At 67.1% G+C, this 24,127-nt stretch carries 22 protein-coding genes, 1 tRNA gene and 1 riboswitch; of the genes, 7 read left to right on the top strand and 16 right to left on the bottom strand.

The window, feature by feature from the left end; translation table 11 throughout:
• The first annotated feature begins 220 nt into the window (after positions 1 to 220).
• On the top strand, positions 221 to 1,543 hold the full coding sequence (locus LPB142_RS04605; RefSeq protein WP_156506820.1) for a DEAD/DEAH box helicase: 1,323 nt from the start codon (positions 221 to 223) through the stop codon (positions 1,541 to 1,543).
• Here the strand turns inward: LPB142_RS04605 and LPB142_RS04600 are convergent.
• On the bottom strand, positions 1,540 to 2,004 hold the full coding sequence (locus tag LPB142_RS04600) for a phage regulatory CII family protein (RefSeq protein ID WP_068765978.1): 465 nt from the start codon (positions 2,002 to 2,004) through the stop codon (positions 1,540 to 1,542). The genes LPB142_RS04605 and LPB142_RS04600 overlap by 4 nt on opposite strands.
• Positions 2,005 to 2,245: 241 nt before the next feature.
• Between LPB142_RS04600 and LPB142_RS04595 the strand changes: the two genes are divergently transcribed.
• Positions 2,246 to 2,827: a thymidine kinase gene (locus LPB142_RS04595; protein ID WP_071165655.1), complete on the top strand. Its 582-nt coding sequence runs from the start codon at positions 2,246 to 2,248 to the stop codon at positions 2,825 to 2,827.
• A 106-nt stretch (positions 2,828 to 2,933) separates the two neighbouring features.
• Here the strand turns inward: LPB142_RS04595 and LPB142_RS04590 are convergent, their stop codons facing one another.
• The 12 genes from LPB142_RS04590 to gltX all read right to left on the bottom strand — a co-directional run bounded on the left by LPB142_RS04590 (position 2,934) and on the right by gltX (position 14,698).
• Entirely contained in the window at positions 2,934 to 4,052 is a 1,119-nt protein-coding gene (locus LPB142_RS04590; protein ID WP_071165654.1) for a beta-ketoacyl-ACP synthase III, read from the bottom strand.
• 57 nt (positions 4,053 to 4,109) lie between these two features.
• Positions 4,110 to 5,054 (bottom strand): 2-hydroxyacid dehydrogenase, encoded by a 945-nt coding sequence (locus LPB142_RS04585; RefSeq protein ID WP_068765981.1) that lies wholly within the window; start codon positions 5,052 to 5,054, stop codon positions 4,110 to 4,112.
• Positions 5,054 to 5,389, bottom strand: coding sequence for a tRNA-binding protein (locus LPB142_RS04580; RefSeq protein WP_068765982.1), 336 nt, complete (start codon positions 5,387 to 5,389; stop codon positions 5,054 to 5,056). The genes LPB142_RS04585 and LPB142_RS04580 overlap by 1 nt, the downstream gene beginning before the upstream one ends.
• Positions 5,386 to 6,198: a pyrroline-5-carboxylate reductase gene (gene proC, locus LPB142_RS04575; protein WP_071165653.1), complete on the bottom strand. Its 813-nt coding sequence runs from the start codon at positions 6,196 to 6,198 to the stop codon at positions 5,386 to 5,388. Before proC ends, LPB142_RS04580 begins: the two co-directional genes overlap by 4 nt.
• 27 nt (positions 6,199 to 6,225) lie before the next feature.
• Complete coding sequence (locus LPB142_RS04570) at positions 6,226 to 6,729, bottom strand: type III secretion system chaperone family protein (protein WP_068765984.1); 504 nt, start codon at positions 6,727 to 6,729, stop codon at positions 6,226 to 6,228.
• A gap of 222 nt (positions 6,730 to 6,951) precedes the next feature.
• A complete protein-coding gene (gene fabI, locus LPB142_RS04565) occupies positions 6,952 to 7,716 on the bottom strand; it encodes an enoyl-ACP reductase FabI (RefSeq protein ID WP_068765985.1) in 765 nt (254 codons plus the stop codon).
• 188 nt (positions 7,717 to 7,904) lie between these two features.
• Positions 7,905 to 7,980 (bottom strand) — tRNA-Ala (locus tag LPB142_RS04560).
• Between the two features lie 94 nt (positions 7,981 to 8,074).
• Positions 8,075 to 8,518 (bottom strand): thioredoxin TrxC, encoded by a 444-nt coding sequence (gene trxC / locus LPB142_RS04555; protein ID WP_068766046.1) that lies wholly within the window; start codon positions 8,516 to 8,518, stop codon positions 8,075 to 8,077.
• 149 nt (positions 8,519 to 8,667) lie between these two features.
• The gene (gene gcvP, locus LPB142_RS04550) at positions 8,668 to 11,499 is read right to left on the bottom strand and encodes an aminomethyl-transferring glycine dehydrogenase (RefSeq protein WP_071165652.1); all 2,832 of its coding nucleotides are present in this window, start codon (positions 11,497 to 11,499) and stop codon (positions 8,668 to 8,670) included.
• A 4-nt stretch (positions 11,500 to 11,503) separates the two neighbouring features.
• A complete protein-coding gene (gcvH, locus tag LPB142_RS04545) occupies positions 11,504 to 11,866 on the bottom strand; it encodes a glycine cleavage system protein GcvH (RefSeq protein WP_068765987.1) in 363 nt (120 codons plus the stop codon).
• A 10-nt stretch (positions 11,867 to 11,876) separates the two neighbouring features.
• The gene (gene gcvT / locus LPB142_RS04540) at positions 11,877 to 12,965 is read right to left on the bottom strand and encodes a glycine cleavage system aminomethyltransferase GcvT (RefSeq protein ID WP_071165651.1); all 1,089 of its coding nucleotides are present in this window, start codon (positions 12,963 to 12,965) and stop codon (positions 11,877 to 11,879) included.
• A 144-nt stretch (positions 12,966 to 13,109) separates the two neighbouring features.
• Positions 13,110 to 13,195: riboswitch (glycine riboswitch) on the bottom strand.
• A gap of 174 nt (positions 13,196 to 13,369) precedes the next feature.
• The gene (gene gltX, locus LPB142_RS04535; RefSeq protein ID WP_071165650.1) at positions 13,370 to 14,698 is read right to left on the bottom strand and encodes a glutamate--tRNA ligase; all 1,329 of its coding nucleotides are present in this window, start codon (positions 14,696 to 14,698) and stop codon (positions 13,370 to 13,372) included.
• Positions 14,699 to 14,798: 100 nt separating this feature from the next.
• Between gltX and LPB142_RS04530 the strand changes: the two genes are divergently transcribed.
• Both LPB142_RS04530 and LPB142_RS04525 read left to right on the top strand, forming a co-directional pair.
• Entirely contained in the window at positions 14,799 to 15,218 is a 420-nt protein-coding gene (locus LPB142_RS04530) for a metallopeptidase family protein (RefSeq protein ID WP_071165649.1), read from the top strand.
• A gap of 55 nt (positions 15,219 to 15,273) precedes the next feature.
• Complete coding sequence (locus LPB142_RS04525) at positions 15,274 to 16,212, top strand: MBL fold metallo-hydrolase (protein ID WP_071165648.1); 939 nt, start codon at positions 15,274 to 15,276, stop codon at positions 16,210 to 16,212.
• A 42-nt stretch (positions 16,213 to 16,254) separates the two neighbouring features.
• On the opposite strand, the gene LPB142_RS04520 is transcribed toward LPB142_RS04525, so the two are convergent.
• Together LPB142_RS04520 and LPB142_RS04515 are read right to left on the bottom strand one after the other, a co-directional pair.
• The gene (locus tag LPB142_RS04520) at positions 16,255 to 17,244 is read right to left on the bottom strand and encodes a DUF6976 family protein (protein ID WP_068765992.1); all 990 of its coding nucleotides are present in this window, start codon (positions 17,242 to 17,244) and stop codon (positions 16,255 to 16,257) included.
• Between the two features lie 13 nt (positions 17,245 to 17,257).
• The gene (locus LPB142_RS04515; RefSeq protein WP_071165647.1) at positions 17,258 to 17,467 is read right to left on the bottom strand and encodes a hypothetical protein; all 210 of its coding nucleotides are present in this window, start codon (positions 17,465 to 17,467) and stop codon (positions 17,258 to 17,260) included.
• Positions 17,468 to 17,587: 120 nt separating this feature from the next.
• Between LPB142_RS04515 and LPB142_RS04510 the strand changes: the two genes are divergently transcribed.
• The gene (locus LPB142_RS04510) at positions 17,588 to 18,535 is read left to right on the top strand and encodes a 1-phosphofructokinase family hexose kinase (protein WP_071165646.1); all 948 of its coding nucleotides are present in this window, start codon (positions 17,588 to 17,590) and stop codon (positions 18,533 to 18,535) included.
• A 145-nt stretch (positions 18,536 to 18,680) separates the two neighbouring features.
• Here LPB142_RS04510 and LPB142_RS04505 read toward each other — a convergent pair whose 3' ends face one another.
• Positions 18,681 to 20,339, bottom strand: coding sequence for an NAD+ synthase (locus LPB142_RS04505; protein WP_071165645.1), 1,659 nt, complete (start codon positions 20,337 to 20,339; stop codon positions 18,681 to 18,683).
• Positions 20,340 to 20,573: 234 nt separating this feature from the next.
• Between LPB142_RS04505 and LPB142_RS04500 the strand changes: the two genes are divergently transcribed.
• Both LPB142_RS04500 and LPB142_RS04495 read left to right on the top strand, forming a co-directional pair.
• Positions 20,574 to 22,142, top strand: a complete 1,569-nt coding sequence (locus LPB142_RS04500; protein WP_083392742.1) for an MORN repeat-containing protein — start codon at positions 20,574 to 20,576, stop codon at positions 22,140 to 22,142.
• A gap of 301 nt (positions 22,143 to 22,443) precedes the next feature.
• A complete protein-coding gene (locus tag LPB142_RS04495; protein WP_071167123.1) occupies positions 22,444 to 24,003 on the top strand; it encodes a 2-isopropylmalate synthase in 1,560 nt (519 codons plus the stop codon).
• The last annotated feature ends 124 nt before the right edge of the window (positions 24,004 to 24,127 follow it).

The following is a 24,127-nucleotide window of genomic DNA, read 5'->3' as shown; positions in this document are numbered from 1 at the left end:
CGCGCGGGCCCATCTGCCCCTTACCCGATGCCTGCTGCCGCGTGAGCAGCCGCGCCCGGAGCAGGCCCCGTGCCTGCCGCGGAGGAGGCGCAAGGCAGGGTTCCGGCCTCACATTCACGCGGGGGGCCAGCGGGTTTGCGCCCGCCCCGCCCGCCTCGCCCCATCTTCGGGGCAGTTTGACATTCGCGCCCGGATGCGGCGCAACCCGAAAGACAATCCATTGGAAAATTTTGAAAATCTCGGCCTTGCGCCGATCCTGCTGCGCAATCTCGCGGGGCTCGGCCTGCTCAAGCCCACGCCGATTCAGGCGCAGGCGATCCCGCAGATCGTGAAGGGGCGCGATATTCTCGGCCTCGCGCAGACCGGCACCGGCAAGACCGCGGCCTTTGGTCTGCCGATGATGACGCGGATCATCGCCTATGGCAAACGCCCCGCGCCGAAGACGGTGCGCGCGCTGGTTCTGGCGCCGACGCGCGAGCTTGCGACGCAGATCCATGACAACCTCGCCGCCTATGCCGATGGCGCGCCGGTGCGGATCCAGCGCGTGGTCGGCGGCCAGTCGATCTTCCTGCAGACCGAAAAGCTCGCCAAGGGCGTCGATGTGCTGATCGCGACGCCCGGGCGGCTGCTCGACCTGCTCGAGCGGCGCGCGCTCGTGCTCTCGGAAACGCGCTACCTCGTGCTCGACGAGGCCGACCAGATGCTCGACATCGGCTTCATCCACGCGCTGCGCAAGATCGCCAAGCTGATCCCGGCGGAGCGCCAGACGCTCTTGTTCTCGGCGACCATGCCGAAGCTGATGGAGGAGCTCGCCGCGAGCTACCTCACCGACCCGGTGCGGGTGCAGGTCTCGGCGCCCGGCAAGGCGGCGGAAAAGATCGAACAGGGCGTGCATTTCACCACCCAGGGCGAGAAGGCGACGCTGCTGGCGGAATATCTGGGCGGCCACAAGGGCGAGCTGGCGGTGGTCTTCAACCGCACCAAGCATGGCTCGGACAAACTCGCCAAGCTCTTGGATAAATGGGGTTTTTCGGTCACTGCGATCCATGGCAACAAGAGCCAGAACCAACGCGAGCGGGCGCTGAACGCGTTCCGCGCGGGCGAGGTCGAGGTGCTGGTGGCGACCGATGTGGCCGCGCGCGGGCTCGATATCCCGCTTGTTGCGCATGTCTATAACTACGACCTGCCGAATGTGCCCGAGAACTATGTCCACCGGATCGGCCGCACCGCGCGGGCGGGCCGCGACGGGCGGGCGGTGGCGTTCTGCGCGCCGCTCGAGATGGGCGATCTGCGGGCGATCGAGAAGGCGATGGGCGACGGGATCCCGGTGATCGGCGGCCTGCCGCATGAGGAAACGCCGGCGCAGAAGCCGGGCGGGCGACCGGGTCAGAAGCCGGGCCGCAAGCCGCAGGGCCGTGGGCGGGGGCAGAAACCGGCCTCGGAGGGCGGCCATGCCGCGCCGAAGCCCGAGCGCGCCGCGCGCCCCGCGGGCGGCCAGCAGGCGCCGCGCCGCCCCGCCGCCAAGAAAACCCCACGCGGTTAACGCGCGGCGGCTTCCTCCTCGAGGTGCATCTTCATCTCGAGGAGGACGCGTTGCAGCGCCTGGGTCTCGGAGAGCAGGCGCTTGGCCTCGTTGATGGTGATCTTTCCATCGGCGATCGACTGGTGATACTCGCCCATCAGCATCGCGAACCGCTGGCTCAGCGCGACGACATCCGAGTTGATCCCGCCCGAACGCGCATTGCGCCGCTCCTCGTCATAGGAGACCGTGAGCCCGCCGAGCTCGGCCAGCGCCATCGTCACATGCGGCACCTGCGCCACCGCCTCGAGCCGCGCCACCACGTCGATCGGCATGTGGCGCTCGGCATGTTCCGGGTCGGAGGAATAATAGCGCCCGAGCGTGGCCTTCGATTTGCCGCAGACCTCGGCCGCCGCCTCGATGCCGATATCCTTCACCAAGGCTTCGCTGTGCTTTTTCAGATAGCTGCCGATCGTATCCGCCATAATTCCGTCGCCCTTCGCCCCGGGGGAAGCCCCCGCACCCTTTCCCCCTTATCGCTACCGCCCCGAAATGTCACATAAAAAGCCGTCCGCTTCAGTGGACAGTGGTGAGTATCGGCGCCCCCGACGCCGAGGGGTGAGGGCCCGCGCGCGCATCCGGCGGGAGGGATGTGGTCATCTGTGACCCGTCGCGCGGGTTCCTTTCGGCTTTGACGGGCGGGCGCGCCCACGCTATGCCCCGGCCATGGCCAAACTCTACTTCAACTATTCGACGATGAACGCGGGCAAGAGCACGATCCTCTTGCAAGCCTCGCACAATTATATCGAGCGCGGGATGCAGACCCTCCTCGTCACCGCGCGGATCGATGCGCGGGCGGGCGCGGGCCGGATCGCGAGCCGGATCGGCATCGGCGCCGAGGCCACGACCTTCGGGCCCGAAGACGATATGTTCGAAATGGTCAAGTCGCGGCGCGATGCGGGGCCCCTCGCCTGCGTCTTTGTTGATGAAGCGCAATTCCTGACGAAGGATCAGGTCTGGCAACTCGCGCGCGCGGTCGATGATCTCGGGATCCCGGTGATGTGCTACGGGCTGCGGGTGGATTTCCGGGGCGAGCTGTTCCCCGGCTCGGCGGCGCTGCTGGCGCTCGCCGACGAGATGCGCGAAGTGCGCACGATCTGCCATTGCGGGAAGAAGGCGACGATGGTGGTGCGCAAGGATGCCATGGGGCGCGCCGCGCGCGAGGGCGACCAGGTGCAGATCGGCGGCAATGAGACCTATGTCTCGCTCTGCCGCCGCCACTGGCGAGAAGCGGTGGGCGATCTCTGAGGCCCCGCCCCTGGCAAGGGCGGGATTTGCGTATTTTTGCCAAGAAGAAACGGCCAGGCTTCTTCTTGGCCCAAATACGCACAGCCACGGCAGGGCTTGCGGGCCCTCAGAAGGCCTCGACGATCACCGAGCCCACCGAATACCCCGCCCCGAAGGAGCAGATCAGCCCAAGATCCCCGGGGGCGAGATCGCCCGAGAAGCGGTCAAAGGCGATGATCGAGCCCGCCGAGGAGGTGTTGGCAAATTCCTGCAAGATGTTGGGTTGCTCGCCCGGCTCCGGGTCGCGGCCGAGCACCTTGCGGCCGATGAAATCGTTCATCGTCTTGTTGGCCTGATGCAGCCAGAGCCGTTTGAGCGCGCCCGCCTCGATCCCCTCGGCCTCGAGGTGGTGCAGGATATGGGCCGAAACCATCGGCAGCACTTCCTTGAAGACCTTGCGGCCTTCTTGCATGAACTGCATGTCGCGCCGATCGGCCAAGCCATCGGGGCGGGTGCGGCGCAGGAAGCCGTTGTTATTGCGGATATTGTTCGAAAACTCCGTCGCGCAGCGGGTCGAGCGGATGGCGAAGCCGTGCTCGGCCTCCTCGCGGCGCTCGATCAGCACGGCGGTGGCGACATCGCCGAAGATGAAGTGGCAATCGCGGTCGCGCCATTCGAGATGGCCCGAGGTGATCTCTGGGTTGACGACAAGGGCGCGGCGGACCGAGCCTGCGCGAATCATGTCAGCGGCGGCCTGGATGCCGAAGGTGGCCGAGGAACAGGCCACGTTCATGTCGAAGGCGAACCCGCCCGCGCCCAGAAGCTTTTGAATTTCAATGGCAATCGCCGGATAGGCGCGTTCCATGTTGGAGGCCGCGCAGATCACCAGATCGACCTCTTCGCCGGTGCGGCCGGCGGCGGCGAGCGCCTTTTGGCAGGCCTCCACCGCGATCTCGGCCATGATCCCGGGCTCGTCATCGCTGCGCTGACGCAGGCGCGGATACATCCGCGCGGGGTCGAGCACGCCCTCCTTGTCCATCACATAGCGGCTCTCGATGCCCGAGGCCTTGAGGATGAACTCGCTCGAGGAATGCGGCAGCGCCGCCACCTCGCCCGCCGCAATCGCCGCGGCATTCTCGGCGTTGAAACGGTCGGCATAGGCGTTGAAGGCAACGACGAGCTCGTCATTCGAGATCGCATGGGGGGGCACATAAACCCCGGTTCCGGTGATCGCAGGCGTGAACATTTGACCCTCTTTCAAAGTGGCGGCACAGTCGGCCGAAGCGCGCCACAGGTCAAGCGTTCAGACCGTATTCGGGGGCGCCTTTCCGTCGCGGAAGGCGATCAGATTGTCGAGCGCCATGAAGCCCATCGCGTCGCGCACCTCGAGTGCCGCGGTGCCCAGATGCGGCAGGAGCGTTACATTCTCTCGCGCGCGCAGTGCCGGCGGCACGAAGGGTTCGCGCTCATAGACATCGAGCCCGGCGCCGGCGATCCCCCCCGCCTCGAGCGCCGCGATCAGCGCCGCCTCATCGACGATATCGCCGCGCGCGATATTGATCAGATGGGCGTGGGGTTGCAGTTTTGCGATCTCGGCCGCGCCGATCATATGATGCGTTTCAGGGGAAGCGGGCACGGCGATCACGACAAAATCGCACTTTTCCAACAATCGATCGAGATCGACCTGCTTCGCGGGCAGGCCCGGCTCGGCCACCTTCGAGCGGTTGTGGAAGAGCACCTCCATGCCGAAGCCATAGTGGCAGCGCCGCGCCACCGCGCGCCCGATCCGGCCCATGCCGAGGATGCCGACGCGCTTGCCGGTGACATGCTGGCCGAGGAACTGCGTCGGCGTCCAGCCCGTCCAGGCGCCCGCGCGCAGGAAGCGCTCGCCCGCTCCGGCGCGCCGCGCGCTCATCAAGATCAGCGTCATCGCGATATCGGCGGTGGCGTCGGTCACCGCGCCGGGGGTGTTGGTCACGCTCACCCCCGCCGCGCGCGCCGCGGCCACGTCGATATGGTTGTAGCCCACGCCGAAATTCGCGACGATCCTGGCACGGGGGGCGGGGGCGAAAGCCTCTGCGCGGAGCTGATCGCCCAGCGTGACGAGAAGCGCGTCATACTCGGCCAAGGCCGCGCGCGCCTCCTCGACGCTCATCGGCGCGGCGCCGTTGCGGAAGGTCGTGTCGAATTCCTCCGCCACGCGCGCCTCGACCGCGGGCGTCAGCGCGCGGGTGACCAGCAGCCGCATCAGAAGAGCCGCCCGCCGAGCGGGACCTCCTGCCCCGGCGCGATCAGCACCACCTCGCCCGCCGCATCGGGCACGCCCAGCGTCAGCACTTCCGAGCGCACCGGGCCGATCTGGCGCGGCGGGAAATTGACCACCGCGAGCACCTGACGCCCGACCAGTTCCTCGAGCGTATAATGCGCGGTGATCTGGGCGGAGGATTTCTTCACCCCGATCTCGGGGCCGAAATCGATGGTCAGCTTGTAGGCCGGCTTGCGCGCCTCGGGGAAGGGCGCGGCCTCGACAATACGGCCGACGCGGATGTCGAGTTTGAGAAAATCTTCAAAGGTTGCAGTCATTTGCCAAGCTCCCGGCCACGGTCTGCGGCGGCCTTCACCGCCCGGGGGAGGAGCGCGGGAAAGCCCGCCTCCGGGTCCATGAGAACCGCGAGCGCCGCCGCCGTGGTGCCGCCCGGCGAGGTCACGTTGACGCGCAGCTGCGCGGGGTCTTCGGCCGCCTCTTCGGCGAGCTGGCCCGCGCCGCCGACGGTGGCCTTGGCCAGCCGCATCGCGAGATCGGGGGCGAGCCCCTCGGCCACGCCCGCCGCGGCGAGCGTTTCGATCAGGTGGAAGACATAGGCCGGGCCCGAGCCCGAGACCGCGGTGACGGCGTCCATCTGGCTCTCCTCCTCGAGGCGCACGACCTGGCCCACCGCGGCGAGAAGCCCCTCGGCGAGGCCGAGATCCGCCGCCGAGGCGCGCGCGTTGCCGATGATCGCGGTGATGCCGCGGCCGATCGCGGCGGGGGTGTTGGGCATGGCGCGCACGACCGGGGCGCGGGGGCCGAGGATTTCGGCATAGGTGGCGAGCGTGGTGCCCGCCGCGATCGAGACGAAGAGCGTCTCGCCCGCGCCCATCGCCGCGAGCTGCGGCAGCGCGGCGCCCATCATCTGCGGCTTGACCGCGACCACCACGACCGCCGGCGCCGCCGGCAGCGGGCCGTTCACCGAAACGCCGGTGCCGGCGAGCCATTCCGACGGATGCGGGTCGATCACATGCACCGAGCCCGGCGCGAGCCCGCCCTTCAGCCAGCCCGCCAGCATCGCCGAGCCCATCTTGCCACAGCCGAGGAGCACCAGCCCCCGATCCGAAATCGCCTTGAAATCCATAGCGCTCCCCTTCGTTCGGGGGCGAGATTAGGCCCGACCGTAGGCCTCCGCAATGGCCACCTTGATCGCGCGCTCGGGGCTCTCGTCGCCCCAGCAGGTGAGCTGGATCGCCGGGTAGAACCGCTCGCTGCCGTGGATCGCGGCGCCGATCAGCTGGTCGACCTGTTCGATCGAGGCGCATTGGCCGCCCGCGAGCACGAGCCCGTAGCGCCAGACCATCAGCTGTTGCTCGGGCCACCAGGTGAGCGCGCCGGACCAGCATTGGTCGTTGATGCGGTTGAGCAGCTCATAAAGCGCGCCGGCGCGGTGCGCGGGCGGGTCGAGCTCGAAGGTGGAGATCAGCCGCAGCGTCTCGTCCTGCGCCGACCAGGCGAGGGTGACCGAATAGGTGCGCCACTGGCCCTCGACGGTCATCGCGATCTGGTCATCGGTGACGCGGTCGAACTCCCAAGCATGGGCCTCGGCGAGCTCCTCGACCACATCGATCGGGTGCAGCTCGTCGGAATAGAGATAATCCTCGCTCAGCGCCATGTGATGCCCCCCGCCTGCTCTGCACCCCTTGGGGTGCAGCTCCCCTAGGGTTTGATTTATCCACAAAGGGCGGCGAAAACGCCCCTCGCGCCTACCATATATCGTGTGCGCAAGCCGGTCAGGTGTAAAGCAAATTCTCGTGGATAACTCGGAGCCGGCCCCAAAATCTGGGGAAAACAAAGGGCGGCCCGGGGGCCGCCCTGGAGGCAAGGGGAGGCGCGATCACGCGGTGATCGAATAGCCGCCGTCGATATCATGCACGCCGCCGGTGAGGTTTTTCGCCTCGGGCGAGGACAGGAAGGCGGCCATCGCGCCGATATCCTCGATCGTGGTGAGCATATGGGTCGGCGCACGGGCCGTCGCCTCGGCGAGCAGGCTGTCGAACTGATCGATGCCCGAAGCGGCGCGGGTCGCGAGCGGCCCGGGCGAGAGCGCATGCACGCGGATGCCCTTTTCGCCAAGCTCCGCCGCGGCATAACGCACAACACTTTCGAGCGCGGCCTTGACCGGCCCCATGATGTTGTAATGCGCCACCACCCGGCTCGAGCCGAAGAACGACACCGAGAGGCAGGTGCCGCCATTGGGCATCAGCGGCTCGGCGAGCTTGATCATCCGCAGGAAGGAATGGACCGAGACATCCATCGCCTTGGAGAAGCCCTCCGACGAGCTGTCGATGACGCGGCCGTGCAGGTCGGTGCGCGGCGCAAAAGCGATCGAATGCAGGATCGTGTCGACCTTGCCCCAACGCGCCTCGATCTCGGCGAAAACCGCCTCGAGCTCGCCCGGGACGGTGACGTCGAGCGGCATCATGATTTCGGCGCCGAGCGCCTCGGCAAGCGGGCGCACATGCGGCTCGGCCTTGGCGTTGAGCCAGGTCACCGCCAGATCGGCGCCCTGCTCGCGGAACGCCTGGGCGCAGCCGTAAGCGATCGAATGGTCATTTGCGATCCCGACAACGAGAACCTTCTGGCCTTTGAGTGAGAACATTTCAGCCTCCATAACTGACGCCATGAAGACACGGAAAGGTTGCAATGTGGTAACGTTTTTTCTGCGCCGCAGAAAAAACGTCGCGGCCTGTGCGAGAAACGCATCGAATTTTAGCCAAAGCGCCGCAAACGGGCGGAATCAAAGCAAAAACCGCCCCCGAAGGAGCGGCTTTTTGAGCGGGAACGGCTTGGTGGAGCTGAGGGGGATCGAACCCCTGACCTCATCATTGCGAACGATGCGCTCTCCCAACTGAGCTACAGCCCCTCGCCGTGGGGGGGCTTTTCGCGCATGGCGCAGGCATTGTCAAGCGCCCGAAAAGCCCCTTTTCAAAAAACTTTTCGCCGCCCCCCGCCGGCGCTCAGACTCGCGCGCCGAGCTTCGATTTGACGAACCCGACGAGCTCGGCGGCCGGCCGCGCCCCCGCCGCCCGCGCCACCTCGCGCCCCTTGCGAAACAGCACAAACGCCGGGATCCCCTGGATCCGATAGCGCTGGCTCACCGTCGGATTCGCCTCGGTGTTGATCTTGGCAAGCCGCACCTGCCCCTTCAGCATCCCCGCCGCGGAGACGAACTGCGGCGCCATCTGCCGGCAGGGCCCGCACCACGGCGCCCAGAAATCGACGAGCATCGGCGTGTCGTCCTTCTCCGCCTTCATCAGCGTCTCGGTGTCGATCTCGGCCACCTTCCCCGAGAACAGCGGCGCCCCGCAGACCCCGCATTTCGGCCCGGCGGAGAGCTTGTCCTCCGGCACCCGGTTCGCCTGCCCACAGTCGAGACAGGTCACGCGCATCGATTCGGCCATCTGAGCCTCCATGATATTCGATTTGCGGAATATATTGGGCGCCGCCCGCCCCGTTACAAGGCCGAAGGGCAGAAGCCTTGGCCCCTGCCCTTCAACGATGCCAAAATATCCCGGGGGGCCGAGGCCCGCCTCGGCGGGGGCAGAGCCCCCTATTTCGCGATGTAATCCTCGAGCGGCGGACAGGTGCACACGAGGTTGCGGTCGCCATAGACGTTATCGACGCGCCCGACGGGCGGCCAATATTTGTCCTCGCGGAACGAGCCCGGCGGGAAACAACCCTGCTCGCGCGAATAGGGCCGATCCCATTCGGCGACGAGGTCCTCGACCGTATGCGGCGCGCGGCGCAGCGGGCTGTCCTCGGCCGAGATCCGCCCCTCGGCCACATCCGCAATCTCCGCCCGGATCGCCTCGAGCGCGGTGATGAAGCGGTCGATCTCGGCCTTGGTCTCGCTCTCGGTGGGCTCCACCATCAGCGTCCCCGCCACCGGCCAGGACATGGTCGGCGCGTGAAAACCGTTATCGACCAGACGCTTGGCGATATCGTCCACCGTCACGCCCACCTCGGCAAAGCCGCGCGTATCGAGGATGCATTCATGCGCCACCCGGCCCCGGTTGCCCATGAACAGGATCGGATAGGAGGCCTTGAGCCGCGCCGCGATATAGTTCGCGTTCAAGATCGCGACCCGCGTCGCCTGGGTCAGCCCCGCCCCGCCCATCAACAGACAATAAGCCCAGGAGATCAGCAGGATCGAAGCCGAGCCATAGGGCGCGGCCGAGACCGCCCCCTCCTCGCCGCCCGTCTCCGGGTGGCCCGGCAGGAACGGCGCGAGATGCTCCTTCACGCCGATCGGCCCCATCCCCGGCCCGCCGCCGCCATGCGGGATCGCGAAGGTCTTGTGCAGGTTGAGGTGGCTCACATCGCCGCCGATCTCGCCCGGTTTCACAAGGCCCACGAGCGCGTTCATGTTCGCCCCGTCGATATAGACCTGGCCGCCATGCTCATGGGTGATCTCGCAAACCGCCCGCACCGTCTCCTCGAAGACGCCATGGGTCGAGGGATAGGTGATCATGCAGGCCGCGAGGTTCTCGCCCGCCGCGACCGCCTTCTCGTTGAAATCCTCGAGATCGATATCGCCGTTGGGCGCCGATTTCACCACCACGACCTGCATCCCCGCCATCTGCGCCGAGGCCGGGTTGGTGCCATGCGCCGAGACCGGGATCAGACAGATGTTGCGATACCCCTCGCCGCGCGCGCGGTGATAGGCCGCGATCGTCAGAAGCCCCGCATATTCGCCCTGCGCGCCGGAGTTGGGCTGCATCGAAAAGGCGTCATAGCCGGTGATCTCGCACAGTTTCGTGGTCAGATCGGCGATCGCCTCGTGATAGCCCTCGGCCTGATTATAGGGCGCAAACGGGTGCAGCGCGCCAAATTCCGGCCAGGTCAGCGGCATCATCTCGGCCGCGGCGTTGAGCTTCATCGTGCACGAGCCGAGCGGGATCATCGCCCGGTCGAGCGCGAGGTCGCGGTCCGAGAGGCGGCGCATGTAGCGCATCATCTCGCTTTCGGCGCGGTTCATGTGGAAGACCGGGTGGGTCAGATAGTCGCTTTGGCGCAGCATCGCCTCGGGGAAGCCGAGCTCGACCTCGGCGGGCGCCGGGTCGGTGATGCCGAAGGCGTCGAGCGCACGGGCGATGACATCGGCGTCGGTCAGCTCATCGACCGAGATGCCGACGCGGTCGCGCCCGACCTTGCGCAGGTTGAGCCCGCGGTGACGCGCGGCGGCGAGGATCCCGGCCTGGCCCACGCCGACCTTGACGGTGATCGTGTCGAAAAACGCCCCCGGCGCGACCTCGGCCCCCGCCGCGAGCAGCGCATCGCGCAGCCGCACGGCGTTGAAATGCACCCGCTCGGCAATCGCGCGCAGCCCCGCCGGCCCGTGGAAGACCGCGTAGAACCCCGCCATCACCGCCAAAAGCGCCTGCGCCGTGCAGACGTTCGAGGTGGCCTTTTCGCGGCGGATATGTTGCTCGCGGGTTTGCAGCGAGAGCCGGTAGGCCGGGTCGCCGTGGCTGTCGATCGAGACGCCGACGATCCGCCCGGGCATCGCGCGTTTGAGCGCATCGCGCACCGCCATGAAGGCCGCATGCGGGCCGCCATAGCCCATCGGCACACCAAAGCGCTGTGCCGAGCCGACCGCGATATCGGCGCCCATCGCGCCCGGCTCCTTGAGCAGGCACAGCGCCAGAAGATCCGTCGCGACAATCGCCAAGGCCTTGGCATCATGGAGCTTTTCGATCAGATCGGTGAAATCGCGGACATGGCCATAGGTGCCCGGATATTGGAAGATCGCGCCGAAGACGGCCTCGGGGACGAGATCGTCGGGCTGGCCCTTGATCACCTCGATACCCAGAGGCGCCGCGCGCGTCTCGATCACCGCGATGGTCTGCGGATGCAGGTTGAGATCGACGAAGAAGCCGCGCGCCTTCGATTTCGCCGAGCGTTCCGCCATCGCCATCGCCTCGGCCGCGGCGGTGGCCTCGTCCAAGAGGCTCGCATTGGCGACCTCGAGCCCGGTCAGATCGGCGACCATGGTCTGGAAGTTCAACAGCGCCTCGAGCCGGCCCTGCGCGATCTCGGGCTGATAGGGGGTATAGGCGGTGTACCAGGCCGGGTTTTCGAGGATATTGCGCTGGATCGCGGGGGGCGTGACAGTGCCGTAATAGCCCTGCCCGATCAGCGAGGTCATCACGCGGTTCTTCGCCGCCACCTCGCGCAACCGCGCCAAGAGCGCATGTTCGGTCAGCGGCGCCCAGGAGAGCGGGCGCTTCTGGCGGATACTTTTCGGCACGGTCTCGTCGATCAGCGCCTCGAGCGAGGGCGTGCCGACGACCGCCAGCATCGCCTCCATCTCGGCGGGCGACGGGCCGATATGGCGGCGGTTGGCGAAATCGTAGCTGTCGTAGGTCGTCGGCTTGAACATGGCGTTACCCGATGAATTCCTTGTATTTTTCTTCGGACATTAAGGCATCGAGCGCGCCCATGTCGGCCGGCTTCATCTTGAAGAACCACGCGCCGAGCGCATCTTCGTTCACCGCGCCGGGGTTGTCGGCGAGATCCGCGTTGACCTCGACGATCTCGCCATCGAGCGGCGCGAGAATGTCGGAGGCCGCCTTGACGCTCTCGATCACGCAGATCTCATCGCCCTTGGCAACGGTCGCGCCGGTCTCGGGCAGGTCGACAAAGACCACATCGCCGAGCTGCTCGGAGGCGTGCTCGGTGATCCCCACCACCACGACATCCCCTTCGACGCGCAGCCATTCATGCTCTTCGGTGTAATAAACGGTCATTTTGCGCTCCTCAGCGTTGGTAGGAATGGGGGTGGAAAGGCATCGGCACGATCCGCGCGGGCAGGCGTTTGCCCCGGACCTCGCCGTAAACCGTGGCGCCCTCGGGCAGATCGGCGGGCAGATAGGCCATCGCCATCGGCGCCTCGATCGAGGGGCCAAAGCCGCCCGAGGTGACCGCGCCGATCGGCGCGCCGCCCTCGGGGGTGGCGAAAATCTCGACACCCTCGCGCATCGGCGCGCGACCCTCGGGGCGCAGCCCGCGGCGCGCGCGCGCGGGGCCCGAGGCGAGCTCGGCCAAGATCCGCTCGGCCCCCGGGAAGCCCCCCTCGAGGCGGCGGCGCTTCTGGATCGCCCAAGAAAGCCCCGCCTCGACCGGCGTGGTTTTCTCATCAATATCATGGCCATAGAGGCAAAGCCCGGCCTCGAGCCGCAGGCTGTCGCGCGCGCCAAGGCCGATCGGCGCGACCTCGGGCTCGGCCAGGAGCGCGCGCGCGAAGGCCTCCGCCGCGGCCTCAGGCACCGAAATCTCGAACCCGTCCTCGCCGGTATAGCCCGACCGCGAAACCCAGAGCTCGACCCCGCCCCAAGGCAGGATCGCAACATCCATGAACCGCATCGCCGCCACCCCCGGCACGAGGCGCGCAAAAATCGCCGCCGCCGCCGGCCCCTGCAGCGCCAAAAGCCCGCGCCCGGTCACCACCTCGACCCCCGGCACATGCGCCTTGAGATGCGCGATATCGGCCTCGGCACAGGCCGCATTGACCACGAGGAAGAGGTGATCGCCCCGGTTCGCAACCATCAGATCATCGAGGATCCCGCCCGCGGCATTGGTGAACATCGCATAGCGCTGCCGCCCCTCGCCCAGCCCCGCCAGATCGACCGGCACCAGCCCCTCGAGCGCCGCAAGGCCCGCCTTCGGCACGATCACCTGCCCCATGTGGCTGACATCGAACAGCCCCGCCGCCGCGCGGGTGTGCAGATGCTCCTTGAGCACCCCCATCGGATATTGCACCGGCATCTCCCAACCGGCAAAGGGCACCATCTTGGCCCCCTGCTCGAGATGCAGATCGAATAGACATGTGCGCTTCAGCTCCGCCATGCCGCCCCTCCATGTTCGCCGAAATTCGGCACCGACCCCTGGGCTTTCGCCCGCTCGATGCCCCCTCTGTCCCTGCCCGCCGCGCGAGCGCCTGAGATCGTTATCCCTTCGGCGGGCGCCACGGGCGCCTCTCTCCAGAGTCCTTTATCAGAACGGTCCTTTTGCCTGAGAGTTTACCGGGGCGGTTGCTCCTTCGGCACTGGATGTCCAGTTTCTCCCGATTCTGACCTCTCCCGGATAGCCGAGCCCGGGCCAAGCTGACAAGCGCAAAATCCAGAATCGACGCTTTTGAGAAAAATACGACATCCGCCCGTCGCAAACGCACAAGGAAAAGGGCGAGGTTCCCCCGCCCTTTCATCTTGCCACAAATATCCCGGGGTGCGGGGCAGAGCCCCGCGAACCCCTCAACCCTTGGCGCGGATCTTGTGTAGAAGCGGCAACAGATCCGCCATCTCCGGCCCATGGTCGCGCCCGGTCAGCGCGCGCCGCAGCGGCATGAACAGCCCCTTGCCCTTGCGCCCGGTCGCCTCCTTGACCTTGGCCGTCCACTCGCCCCAGCTCGCCCCCGTCAGCGGCGGCTCGGGCAGAAGCGCCATCGCCGTCGCGATGAACTCGGCATCCTCCGGCGCGATCACCGGCTCGGCGCCGTTGAGCACGAGATCGGCCCATTGACCGAGGTCCGAGAGCTTGTCGATGTTCTTCGAGGCCACCGCCCAGAAGGCCTCCCCCTCGGCGGCCGGAATGCCCAGCGCCGCGATCTGATCGGCCACCGCCGCATAGGGCAGATGCTGGTTGCGCGCGCGGGTCAGCGGCACGAGGTCGTCGGCGTCGAACTTCGTCGGCGCCGCGCCGAATTGGCTCAGATCGAACCCTTCGGCGATCTCGTCAAGGCTCATCTTCAACTCGATCGGCTGGCTGGAGCCGAGCCGCGCCATCATCGACAAGAGCGCCTCGGGCGCGATGCCATTGGCGCGCAGATCGCGGATCGAGAGCGCGCCGAGCCGCTTGGAGAGCTCCTCGCCCTGCGGCCCGGTCAAGAGCGAATGGTGCGCAAAAGCCGGCGGGCGGCCGCCGAGCGCCTCCATGATCTGGATCTGGGTCGCGGTGTTGGTGACATGGTCGGCGCCGCGCACGATATGGGTGACGCCCATCTGGATATCGTCGACCGAGCTCGCGAAGGTGTAGAGCACCTGACCGCCCGCCTTGATCAGCACCGGGTCGGAGACCGAGCCCGCGTCGATCGAGATCGGGCCGAGGATGCCATCGGGCCATTCGGTGCGGCGCTGCTCGAGCAGGAAGCGCCAATAGCCCTCGCGCCCCTCGTCGCGGAACGCGGCCTTCTGATCCTCGCTCAGGGCAAGCGCCGCGCGGTCATAGACCGGGGGCTTGTGCATGTTGAGCAGCTTCTTGCGCTTCAGATCGAGCTCGGTCGGGCTCTCGAAACACTCATAAAGCCGGCCCATCGCGCGCAGGCTCTCGGCCGCCGCTTCGTAGCGGTCAAAGCGGCGCGACTGCCATTCCTCGCGGTCCCATTCGATGCCGAGCCATTCAAGATCGGCCTTCAGCGCGTCGATATATTCCTGCTTGGAGCGCTCCTGATCGGTGTCGTCGATGCGCAGGATGAAGGTGCCGCCGGTCTTGCGCGCGATGAGATAGTTCATCAGCGCGGTGCGCAGGTTGCCGACGTGGATATAGCCCGTGGGCGAGGGGGCAAAGCGGGTAACGGTGGTCATGGTGCACTCCTGAATGCGCCTGCTCTTTCATAAAGGGGCGGTTTTGTCCATATCGGGGCGGGGGGGAGAGTGCCCCGCGGGCGGTAAGGGAGTCGTGAAAATGGCAGAAGTTTCTGAAGAAAGCTGGCAAGGGGTAACCGCGCCCTCGCTCGCGCAGATCGAGGCGATGGCCGAGGCCGCGCGCGCGATGTTGCCCGAGGCCTTTGCGGCGGCGGCGGCGCGGGTGGTGCTGCGGGTCGAGGAGTTCGCGCCCGAGGCGCTGCTCGAGGAGATGGGGATCGAGGATGCCTTCGAGCTGACCGGGCTTTACGAGGGGGTGGCGCTGCCCGAGAAATCGGTGATGGATCCGGGCGGCCCGGACCTGATCTGGCTCTTCCGCCGACCGATCCTCGATGAATGGGTGGCGCGCGGCGATGTCGCGCTCGATGCGCTGGTCGCGCATGTCTATATCCACGAGCTCGCCCATCATTTCGGCTGGTCCGATGCCGATATCGCCGCGATCGATCGCTGGTGGGAGTGACTTGCCCTCGGCCGCGCGCGCCCCATCTCAAAGGGGCAAACCGCGACCAGAGGAGATGCCGATGAGACGTTCCCCCAGCCGCCGCCATGCGCTCGGCCTTGCCGCCGCCGCCCTTGCGAGCCCCGCCCTGATCGGAGCGCGCCCCGCGCAGGCCGAAACGCCCCCGCCCCCGGCCGCCCCCGCGATCCCGCCCTATCGGCGGATGACGCTTGGCGAGATGACCGTGACGAGCCTGCTTGCGGGCAGCCGGACGACGGAAAATCCGCAGGAGATTTTCGGGCTCAACGCCTCGAAGGAGGACTTCGCCGCGCTGAGCGCCGCGGCCTTCCTGCCGACCGATCGCGCGGTCAATTTTTTCACGCCGGTGCTGATCGAGCGCGGCGCGGAGAAGATCCTGTTTGACACCGGGCTTTCGCCCGAGGGGATCCGCGCCGCGCTCGCCGCCGCCGGGCATCGCCCCGAGGAGATCACCACGGTTGTCTTGACCCATATGCATGGCGATCACATCGGCGGGTTGATGGAGGGCTCGGCGCCGACCTTCGCCAACGCCACCTATGTCACCGGCCAGACCGAGTTCGACCATTGGGCGGGCGCGGGCAACGAGGGGTTCGAGGCGAAGGTGCGCCCGCTGGCCGAGAAATTCCGCTTCGTGACCGATGGGGAAAGCCCGGTGCCGGGCGTGACGGCCGTTCTCGCCGCGGGCCATACGCCCGGCCATATGGCCTATTGGCTCGAGAGTGCCGGGCGCGAACTCGTGCTCAGCGCCGATGCCGCGAACCACTATGTCTGGTCGCTCGAGCGGCCCGATTGGGAGGTGCGCTACGACATGGAAAAGGCCGCTGCCGCCGCGACGCGCAAATCGCTCTTCGGGCGGATCGCCGCGGGGAAACTGCCGTTTATCGGCTACCACATGCCCTTCCCCGGGGTCGGGTTCCTCGAGGCCCGGGGCGAGGGCTTCCGCTTCGTGCCGGCGAGTTACCAGCTCGATCTGTGAAACAGGCGCGGCCCGGGGGCTCGGGCCGCGCCTTGGCCTGCATCAGGCCGCGTTCGAGATATCCATCTTCACCAGGGTCTGGTTCAGCAGGATATAAGCGATTTCGCCGAAGGTGATCGGGCCGGTGAACTTGCCGGTGCGTTGGCCCTCGAGTTCGCCATAGAGGTAGTTGAGGATGCAGTTGCACGAATACTGCCCCTCGCCGGTCTCGCCCGCGCCCTGCGCGAAAGCCTGCGCATAGGAGCCCAGCGCATTGGCGAGGCGATATTCGACCCCGGCCACAACCGGCGCGTAGAACTTGACCTCACCGGCCTCGACATCGACCGACTGGATCGAGACATTGACCAGCGCGCCCGCATAATTCGCCACGAGCGGCAGGCGGGTATCGATCCCGGTTTCGGTGATGTAGCGCGCGAAATTGACTTCCTCGCCGTTCACCACCGCGGTTTTCGCCGCAAAACCCGCCTCCGGGAAGGAGAAGGTCAGCGCCGCGCTGTCGCCACGGGCGAAGATGTTGAGGATATCGAGATCGACATGCGCGCCCTCGGGCAGCGCGACATGGAGCAGCGCCGCGCCCTCGTCATGGCCGATGCCGGTCGAGCCGTCGAAGATTTTCGGCGCGCGCTTGCCGATGTCATCGAGGTGCACGCCCGTAATCCAGCCCGAGAGCGGCTGATCGAAGAGGCCCGGGTAGGTCTGGCCTTCGACCGCGAAGTTCGAATGCGCGACCGAGAAGGCCGGGATCATGATCATCGTGAACCCGCCGGGCGTGTAGCCCTTGGAGATCTCCGGCAGGCCGGCGACATCGACATAGCGCGGCACGGCCCCGGTCGCCTCGGCGAAGGTGGTGCAGAAGAGTTTGTCGCGCATCACCGTGCCACCGTCTTCGGTGACGAAATAGACGGTGGTGCCGCCGATCCATTTGCCGCGCGGAAGTTGCGCCAGAAGCGCCTCGTCCCCCGCCAGCACCATGACAGCGCCCGCTTCGATGCGTTTGGCCGCTTCGGCGACGCTCAGAACTTCGTTTTTCATCTCGGGCTCCGGTTCAGAATTTGGCCACGTCGGCGACAGCGAAAGAGTTTTTGGTCACGAAATCACGCAGCTCGCCGATCTTGCCGGCCAGCGCGCCGGGCGCGGCCGCCACTTCGCGGCGCAGGCGCGCGATCAGGATCCGGGTCGCCAGCGAAGTCGCGGAGAGGTCACTGTCACTCGTCAGAACGCGCTTCCAGCGCGGGTCATTTGCATCGGGAATCATGTAGCTCCTCCAAGAATTTCGGTTGTGATACCGCACGAGCGTTTAAGAATTGGTTTCCGGCCTTGGATCATGGGCCCGAACCTGCCATTCTGTCGCTCCCCCCTGCCCCGAAGAGACGCCATGACCGCCATCCTCACGATCACGCTGAACCCGACGGTAGACCTTTCGATCACCGCCGATCATGTTGCGCCAGAACGGAAATTGCGCTGCTCGAACCCGCTGACCGACCCCGGCGGCGGCGGCATCAACGTCTCGCGCGCGATCTCGGCGATGGGCGGGCATTCGACCGCTTTTGTCGCGCTCGGCGGGCCGACGGGCGACAAGGTGATGCATCTTCTGTCCGAGCAGGGCATCGGTTTGCAGCCGTTTCCGGCACCGGGCGAGACGCGCCAGAGCCTCACCGTCACCGACGAATCAACCGGCGAACAATATCGATTCGTGATGCCCGGCCCGAGCTGGAGCCCGCGCGAGGTGACCCGGGTGCTCGACCGCATCGGCCGCGCGGCGCCCGAAAACGGCATCGTCGTGCTCTCAGGCAGCCAGCCGCCGGGCTTTCCCGACGATTTCCCCGCCCGCCTCGCCACCCGGATCGCCCGCACGCGCGCACGGTTCTTTCTCGACACCTCGGGCAGGGCGCTGCATGCGCTTTTGCACTCGGGCGCGAAGCCGGCCGATGTGCTGCGGATGGATGACCTCGAGGCCGAGGAACTCGCCGGCCACGCCCTGCCCGGCCGCGAAGACAGCGCCGATTTCGCGCAAAGCCTCGTCAACCGCGGCCTCGCCCATGCGGTGATCGTGGCGCGCGGGGCGGATGGCAATGTGCTGGCCACGGCCGCGCGGCGTTGGGTGGCGCGTTCGGTGCCCGATCATGTGGTCTCGAAGGTCGGCGCGGGCGACAGTTTTGTCGCCGCCTTCGTGCTGGCACAGGCGCGCGGACTGAGCCAGCCCGAGGCGCTGCAATGGGGCTCTTCGGCGGCGGCGGCGGCGGTGATGACGCCCGCCACCGACCTGTGCGATGGCGCGACGGTCAAGCGGCTGCTGCGCCACTGCTCGCTCGAGGAAATCTGACCATGGGGGCGCCGCCCCCTCTTCGCCTGCGGCGAATTCACCCCCGGGATATTTTCGCATCGTTGAAACAGGCCCAAGTCCGCCTTCAACGATGCCGAAATATCCCGGGGGGAGGCGAAGCCGGGGGGCGGCGCCCCCCCCCGCGTCAGCTCCCGTCGCGCCAGCGGTTGACCATCGGATAGCGGCGGTCGAGCCAGAAGGCGCGGGTGGTCAGCCGCGGGCCGGGCGCCGACTGGAAGCGTTTCCATTCCGAGATGTAGAGCAGCTGTTCGATGCGCTTGACGGTGGCGTGCTCGAAGCCGGCGGCGACGATCTCGGCCACCGATTGATCGCCCTCGACGAGCCGCTCGAGGATTGCGTCGAGCACCTCATAGGGCGGCAGGCTGTCCTGATCCTTCTGGTTCTCGCGCAGCTCCGCCGAGGGCGGTTTCGAGATGATCTGCGGCGGCACGACCTCGCCCGCGGGCCCCATCATCCAGCCCCGATGGTTGGCGTTGCGCCACCGACAGGTCTCGAACACGCGCGTTTTATAGAGGTCTTTCAGCGGGTTATAGCCGCCCGCCATATCGCCGTAGATGGTGCAATAGCCCACCGCCACCTCGGATTTGTTGCCGGTGGTGAGCAGCATCGCGCCGGTCTTGTTCGAGATCGCCATCAGCATCACGCCGCGCAGGCGCGACTGGATGTTTTCCTCGGTGACATCGGGGGCGGTGCCGGCCATCAGATGCGCGAGCGCGCCCTCGACCGCGTGGCGGCTCTCCTCGATCGAGACGGTATCGAGCCGCGCGCCCAGCCTGTGCGCGGCATCGGCCGCATCATCGAGCGAGCCTTGCGAGGTGAAGTGCGAGGGCAGCATCACGCAATGCACGTTCTGCGGCCCCACCGCATCGGCCGCGATCACCGCGACAAGCGCCGAATCGACCCCGCCCGAGAGCCCGAGCACGACCTTCCTGAACCCCGATTTGCCCAGATAATCGCGCAGGCCCAGCACCATCGCGTGGTAATCCTGCTCCCAGGCGTCGGGCTGCGGGTCACAGCGGCCGGGCCTGGCGCGCCAGCCCTGCGCCCCGCGCTCGAAATCGACATGGTCGATGACCTCCTCGAAGGGCGCAAATTGCACCGCGAGCTCGCCATGGGGGTTGAGCACGAAGCTCGCGCCGTCGAAGAGCTGGTCATCCTGACCGCCGAGCATGTTGAGATAGACGAGCGGCAAGCCGGTCTCGACCACCCGCGCCACCGTCACATTGAGCCGCAGATCGCGCTTCTCGCGCCGGTAGGGCGAGCCATTCGGGACCATCAGGATCTCGGCGCCGGTCTCGGCCAGCGTCTCGGCGACATCGGGGTGCCAGGCATCCTCGCAGACCGGCGAGCCGATCACCAGCGGCCCGACCCGGTAGGGCCCCGAAATCGGCCCCGAATCAAAGAGCCGCATCTCGTCGAAAACATCGTCATGGGGCAGGTGATGCTTGAGAAGCCGCGCCGCCACGCGCCCCTCTTGCAAGATCCAATAGGCGTTATAGTGGCCGCTTTCGTCCCACCAGGGCCCGCCGATACCGAGCGCGGGCCCGTCCACGATCCGCGCCGCCAGCGCCTCCATTTCCGCCATCGCATCGCGCACGAAAGCGGGTTTGAGCACCAGATCCTGGGTCTGATAGCCGGTCAGGAACATCTCGGGCAGCGCCACCATCTGCGCCCCGGCGCGCTTGCCCTCCTGCCAGGCGGCGAAGGCTTTCTCGGCATTGGCCGAAAGCGCGCCGACGGTGGCGTTGAGCTGGGCGAGGGTGAGGCGGAAGGTCTCGGCCATGGGCGGCTCCTTGCTGATCTGCCCCCTGATGTAGCGGCATTGGCGCGCGCAGAAAAGCCGCGCGGGGCGCAAATCTGCCGCCCGGGGGGGCCGCGCCGCCCCCGCTTGCCCCGCGCCGGCGCAGGCTTTAGTCTCGCCCGGGCTTCGGGTGGGGACCGCGGAGCGCGCGCGAGCGACCATCCAGGCGACGAACGGAGAGGCAGAATGACGACAGGTTTCGGCTTCGGCGGGCAGATGCGCGCGCTTGGCGTGGCGTTGGCGCTGGCGGGTTTCGTGGCGGCGGGCGCGGCGGGCCCGGCGGCGGCGCAGGCGGTGCAGACCAAGCAATATGACGATGGCGGCATCTACGAGGGCGCCTTCAAGGACGGCAAGCAGCACGGCCGCGGCACCTATCGGCTGCCCTCGGGCTATGAATACGAGGGTGAGTGGGTGATGGGCGAGATCGCCGGCCAGGGGCGCGCGCGGTTTCCCAATGGCTCGGTCTATGAGGGCGAATTCGCCAAGGGCGAGCCGAACGGCAAGGGCAAGATCACCTTCGCCGATGGCGGCACCTATGAGGGCGACTGGGTCGCGGGGCAGATCACCGGCGAGGGCGTGGCGCGCTATGCCAATGGCACGAGCTACACCGGCACCTTCCGCAACGCGCTCCATAACGGCAAGGGCGTGCTGACCGGCCTCGACGGCTATCGCTACGAGGGCGATTGGGTCGGCGGGGTGAAACAGGGCAAGGGCAAGATCACCTATCCCGATGGCGCGGTCTATGAGGGCGACATGCTCGCCGGGGTGCGCGCCGGGCAAGGCCGGCTCACGATGGCCGACGGGCTCGTCTATGAGGGCGGCTGGGCGGAGGGGCAGATGAACGGCACCGGCCGGCTGACCCAGCCCAATGGCGATGTGTTCGAAGGCGCGATGGTCAACGGCAAACGCCAGGGCCCGGGCAAGGTCACCTATGCCAATGGCGATATCTATGAGGGCAATTTCAACGCCGACCGGCGCGAGGGCAAGGGCACGTTCCGCGGCACCGATGGCTATGTCTATGAGGGCGACTGGCTCGCCGGGCGGATCGAGGGCATCGGCCGGGTGAGCTACCCCGACGGCTCGGTCTATGAGGGCGCTTTCGTCAACGACCTGCCCGAGGGCCGCGGCAAGATCACCTATCCCGATGGCTCAAGCTACGAGGGCGATTGGGTCGCGGGGGTGATCGAGGGCACGGGCGTGGCGCGCTATGCCAACGGCCTCGTCTACGAGGGCCAGTTCCTTGCCGCGCGCAACCATGGCAAGGGCCGGATGACCTATCCCGACGGCTATGTCTACGAGGGCGACTGGGCCGATGGTCAGCGCCAGGGCCAGGGCCGCGCCACCTATGCCGATGGCACCGTCTATGAGGGCGGGTTCGAGGCCGGCCAGCGCGCGGGCCAGGGCAAGATCACCATGCCTGACGGCTTCACCTATGTGGGTAGCTGGCGGGGCGGCGAGATCGATGGCGAGGGCGTCGCGACCTATGGCAACGGCGATGTCTACGAGGGCCATTTCACGATGGGCAAACGCCAGGGCCAGGGCGTGATGCGCTACAAGAGCGGCGAGGTGGCCGCCGGCACCTGGGAAGAGAACGTGCTGACCGAAGCCGCGCCCACCCCGGCCACCGAGAGCCCGGCGCCCGAGAGCCCGGCGCCCGCCGCCGAAGCCGCGCCCGAAACCGCGCCCGAAACCGCGCCCGAGGCCGCCCCCGAAGCCGCGCCGCAAACGCCGGCCGAGGCCCCGGCCCCGGCGCCCACCGCGCCGCCCGCCGCCGCCGCGCACTGACCCGCCCCCGGGCGGCGCCCGCCCGCCCGGGGCGCATTTTTCGCTTTTCATCGCGGCCCGCGCCGGTATAGTCGCCCCCATGACACGGATGATCGACATTTCGACGACCTGCCCCGGCGCCCGCGCGCCCGGCTTCCCCGTCCGTGGCCTCCTCCTTCTTAGCAGCCTCTGAGCGTGCCTTCGGGCGCGACCGCTCAGAGGTATCCAGCGCCCAAAGCTCCCGAAGCCCAAGCGAGTGCTGGCCTTCGGGCCTCCATGACGCTAAGGAACACCCCGAGGAGAACGACCCATGGCGCAGAATATGACCGACACGTCCCGCGTATTGATTTTCGACACCACCTTGCGTGACGGCGAGCAATCGCCCGGCGCGACGATGACCCATGACGAGAAGCTCGAGATCGCGATGCTGCTCGACGACATGGGCGTCGATATCATCGAGGCGGGCTTCCCGATCGCCTCCGAGGGCGATTTCGAGGCGGTCTCGGCGATCGCGAAAGCCTCGAAAAACTCGGTGATCTGCGGGCTCTCGCGCGCCAATTACAAGGATATCGACCGCTGCTGGGAGGCGGTGAAACACGCCGCGCGCCCGCGCATCCACACCTTCATCGGCACCTCGCCCCTGCACCGGGGGATCACCAACCTCGGCCAGGACGAGATGATCGCGCGCATCGCCGATACCGTGACCCATGCGCGCAACCTGTGCGAGGATGTGCAATGGTCGGCGATGGATGCGATCCGCACCGAGCGCGATTACCTCTGCCGCGTGGTCGAGACCGCGATCAAGGCGGGCGCCACCACGATCAACATCCCCGATACCGTGGGCTATACGCTGCCGCAGGAATCGGCCGATATCATCGCGATGCTGCTCGAGAAGGTGCCGGGCGCGGATCAGGTGATCTTCGCGACGCATTGCCACAACGACCTCGGCATGGCGACGGCGAATGCGCTGGCTGCGGTGAGCGCGGGCGCGCGCCAGATCGAATGCACGATCAATGGCCTCGGCGAGCGCGCCGGCAATACCGCGCTCGAAGAGGTGGTGATGGCGATCAAGGTGCGGCGCGATCTGATGCCCTACACCACCCGCATCGACACCACCAAGATCATGAACCTGAGCCGCCGCGTGAGCCAGGTCTCGGGCTTCCCGGTGCAGTTCAACAAGGCGGTCGTCGGCAAGAACGCCTTCTTGCATGAGAGCGGCATCCACCAGGATGGCGTCTTGAAGAACGTCGAGACCTTCGAGATCATGAAGCCCGCCGATATCGGCATCACCGAGACCAATATCGCGATGGGCAAGCATTCGGGGCGCGCGGCGCTGCGCACCAAGCTCGCCGATCTGGGCTATGAGCTGGCCGACAACCAGCTCAACGATGTCTTCGTGCGCTTCAAGGCGCTCGCCGACCGCAAGAAAGAGATCTACGACGACGACCTGATCGCGCTGATGACCGATAGCGCGGCCAATACCTCGGACGATTATCTGCAGGTGACATGGCTGCGTGTGGTCTGCGGCTCGGACGGGCAGGAAGCCGAGCTGAAGATGCTCGTCGACGGGGTCGAGAAATCGGCCAAATGTGCGGGCGACGGGCCGGTCGATGCGGTGTTCAACTGTGTGAAGACGATCTATCCGACCCAGGCGCGGCTGAAGCTCTATCAGGTGCATGCCGTGACCGAGGGCACCGATGCGCAGGCGACGGTGTCGGTGCGGCTCGAGGAAGAGGGGCGGATCGTGACCGGCTCGGCCGCCGATACCGATACGATCCTGGCCAGCGTGAAGGCCTATGTCGGCGCGCTGAACCGGCTGCGGGTGCGCGCGCAAAAGACCGCGCCCGATGCCGACATGAAGTCGGTCAGCTACAAGCTCTGAGCGGCGCCCTTGCGGGCGCCGGGGGCGGCGCGAGACCGATGGTCCCGCGCCGCTTGGCTAACCTCCCCCGGCGCAAGGCGCTGTGGCGCGGTCGGAGTGCGTATTTGGGCCAAGAAGAAAGGCT

Origin of the sequence: Rhodobacter xanthinilyticus, from assembly GCF_001856665.1 — a bacterium.
Classification (GTDB): Bacteria; Pseudomonadota; Alphaproteobacteria; order Rhodobacterales; family Rhodobacteraceae; genus Rhodobacter; species Rhodobacter xanthinilyticus.
The sequence above is the reverse complement of the archived record's forward strand: the minus strand, read 5'-3'. Positions and strand labels throughout refer to the sequence as shown.

Coding starts and splice junctions, on each gene's coding strand:
- LPB142_RS04495 (WP_071167123.1), top strand. CDS start 22,444: ATGACCGACACGTCCCGCGTATTGATTTTCGACACCACCTTGCGTGAC.
- LPB142_RS04570 (WP_068765984.1), bottom strand. CDS start 6,729: ATGGCGCTGAGCGAGGATTATCTCTATTCCGACGAGCTGCACCCGATC.
- LPB142_RS04515 (WP_071165647.1), bottom strand. CDS start 17,467: ATGATTCCCGATGCAAATGACCCGCGCTGGAAGCGCGTTCTGACGAGT.
- gltX (WP_071165650.1), bottom strand. CDS start 14,698: ATGACCACCGTTACCCGCTTTGCCCCCTCGCCCACGGGCTATATCCAC.
- trxC (WP_068766046.1), bottom strand. CDS start 8,518: ATGGCCGAATCGATGCGCGTGACCTGTCTCGACTGTGGGCAGGCGAAC.
- LPB142_RS04510 (WP_071165646.1), top strand. CDS start 17,588: ATGACCGCCATCCTCACGATCACGCTGAACCCGACGGTAGACCTTTCG.
- LPB142_RS04590 (WP_071165654.1), bottom strand. CDS start 4,052: ATGTTCACGCCTGCGATCACCGGAACCGGGGTTTATGTGCCCCCCCAT.
- LPB142_RS04505 (WP_071165645.1), bottom strand. CDS start 20,339: ATGGCCGAGACCTTCCGCCTCACCCTCGCCCAGCTCAACGCCACCGTC.
- LPB142_RS04500 (WP_083392742.1), top strand. CDS start 20,574: ATGCGCGCGCTTGGCGTGGCGTTGGCGCTGGCGGGTTTCGTGGCGGCG.
- gcvH (WP_068765987.1), bottom strand. CDS start 11,866: ATGACCGTTTATTACACCGAAGAGCATGAATGGCTGCGCGTCGAAGGG.
- LPB142_RS04580 (WP_068765982.1), bottom strand. CDS start 5,389: ATGACTGCAACCTTTGAAGATTTTCTCAAACTCGACATCCGCGTCGGC.
- LPB142_RS04530 (WP_071165649.1), top strand. CDS start 14,799: ATGGCAGAAGTTTCTGAAGAAAGCTGGCAAGGGGTAACCGCGCCCTCG.
- LPB142_RS04520 (WP_068765992.1), bottom strand. CDS start 17,244: ATGAAAAACGAAGTTCTGAGCGTCGCCGAAGCGGCCAAACGCATCGAA.
- proC (WP_071165653.1), bottom strand. CDS start 6,198: ATGGATTTCAAGGCGATTTCGGATCGGGGGCTGGTGCTCCTCGGCTGT.
- gcvT (WP_071165651.1), bottom strand. CDS start 12,965: ATGGCGGAGCTGAAGCGCACATGTCTATTCGATCTGCATCTCGAGCAG.
- LPB142_RS04525 (WP_071165648.1), top strand. CDS start 15,274: ATGCCGATGAGACGTTCCCCCAGCCGCCGCCATGCGCTCGGCCTTGCC.
- LPB142_RS04595 (WP_071165655.1), top strand. CDS start 2,246: ATGGCCAAACTCTACTTCAACTATTCGACGATGAACGCGGGCAAGAGC.
- fabI (WP_068765985.1), bottom strand. CDS start 7,716: ATGTTCTCACTCAAAGGCCAGAAGGTTCTCGTTGTCGGGATCGCAAAT.
- LPB142_RS04600 (WP_068765978.1), bottom strand. CDS start 2,004: ATGGCGGATACGATCGGCAGCTATCTGAAAAAGCACAGCGAAGCCTTG.
- gcvP (WP_071165652.1), bottom strand. CDS start 11,499: ATGTTCAAGCCGACGACCTACGACAGCTACGATTTCGCCAACCGCCGC.
- LPB142_RS04585 (WP_068765981.1), bottom strand. CDS start 5,054: ATGCGGCTGCTGGTCACCCGCGCGCTGACGCCCGCGGTCGAGGCGCGC.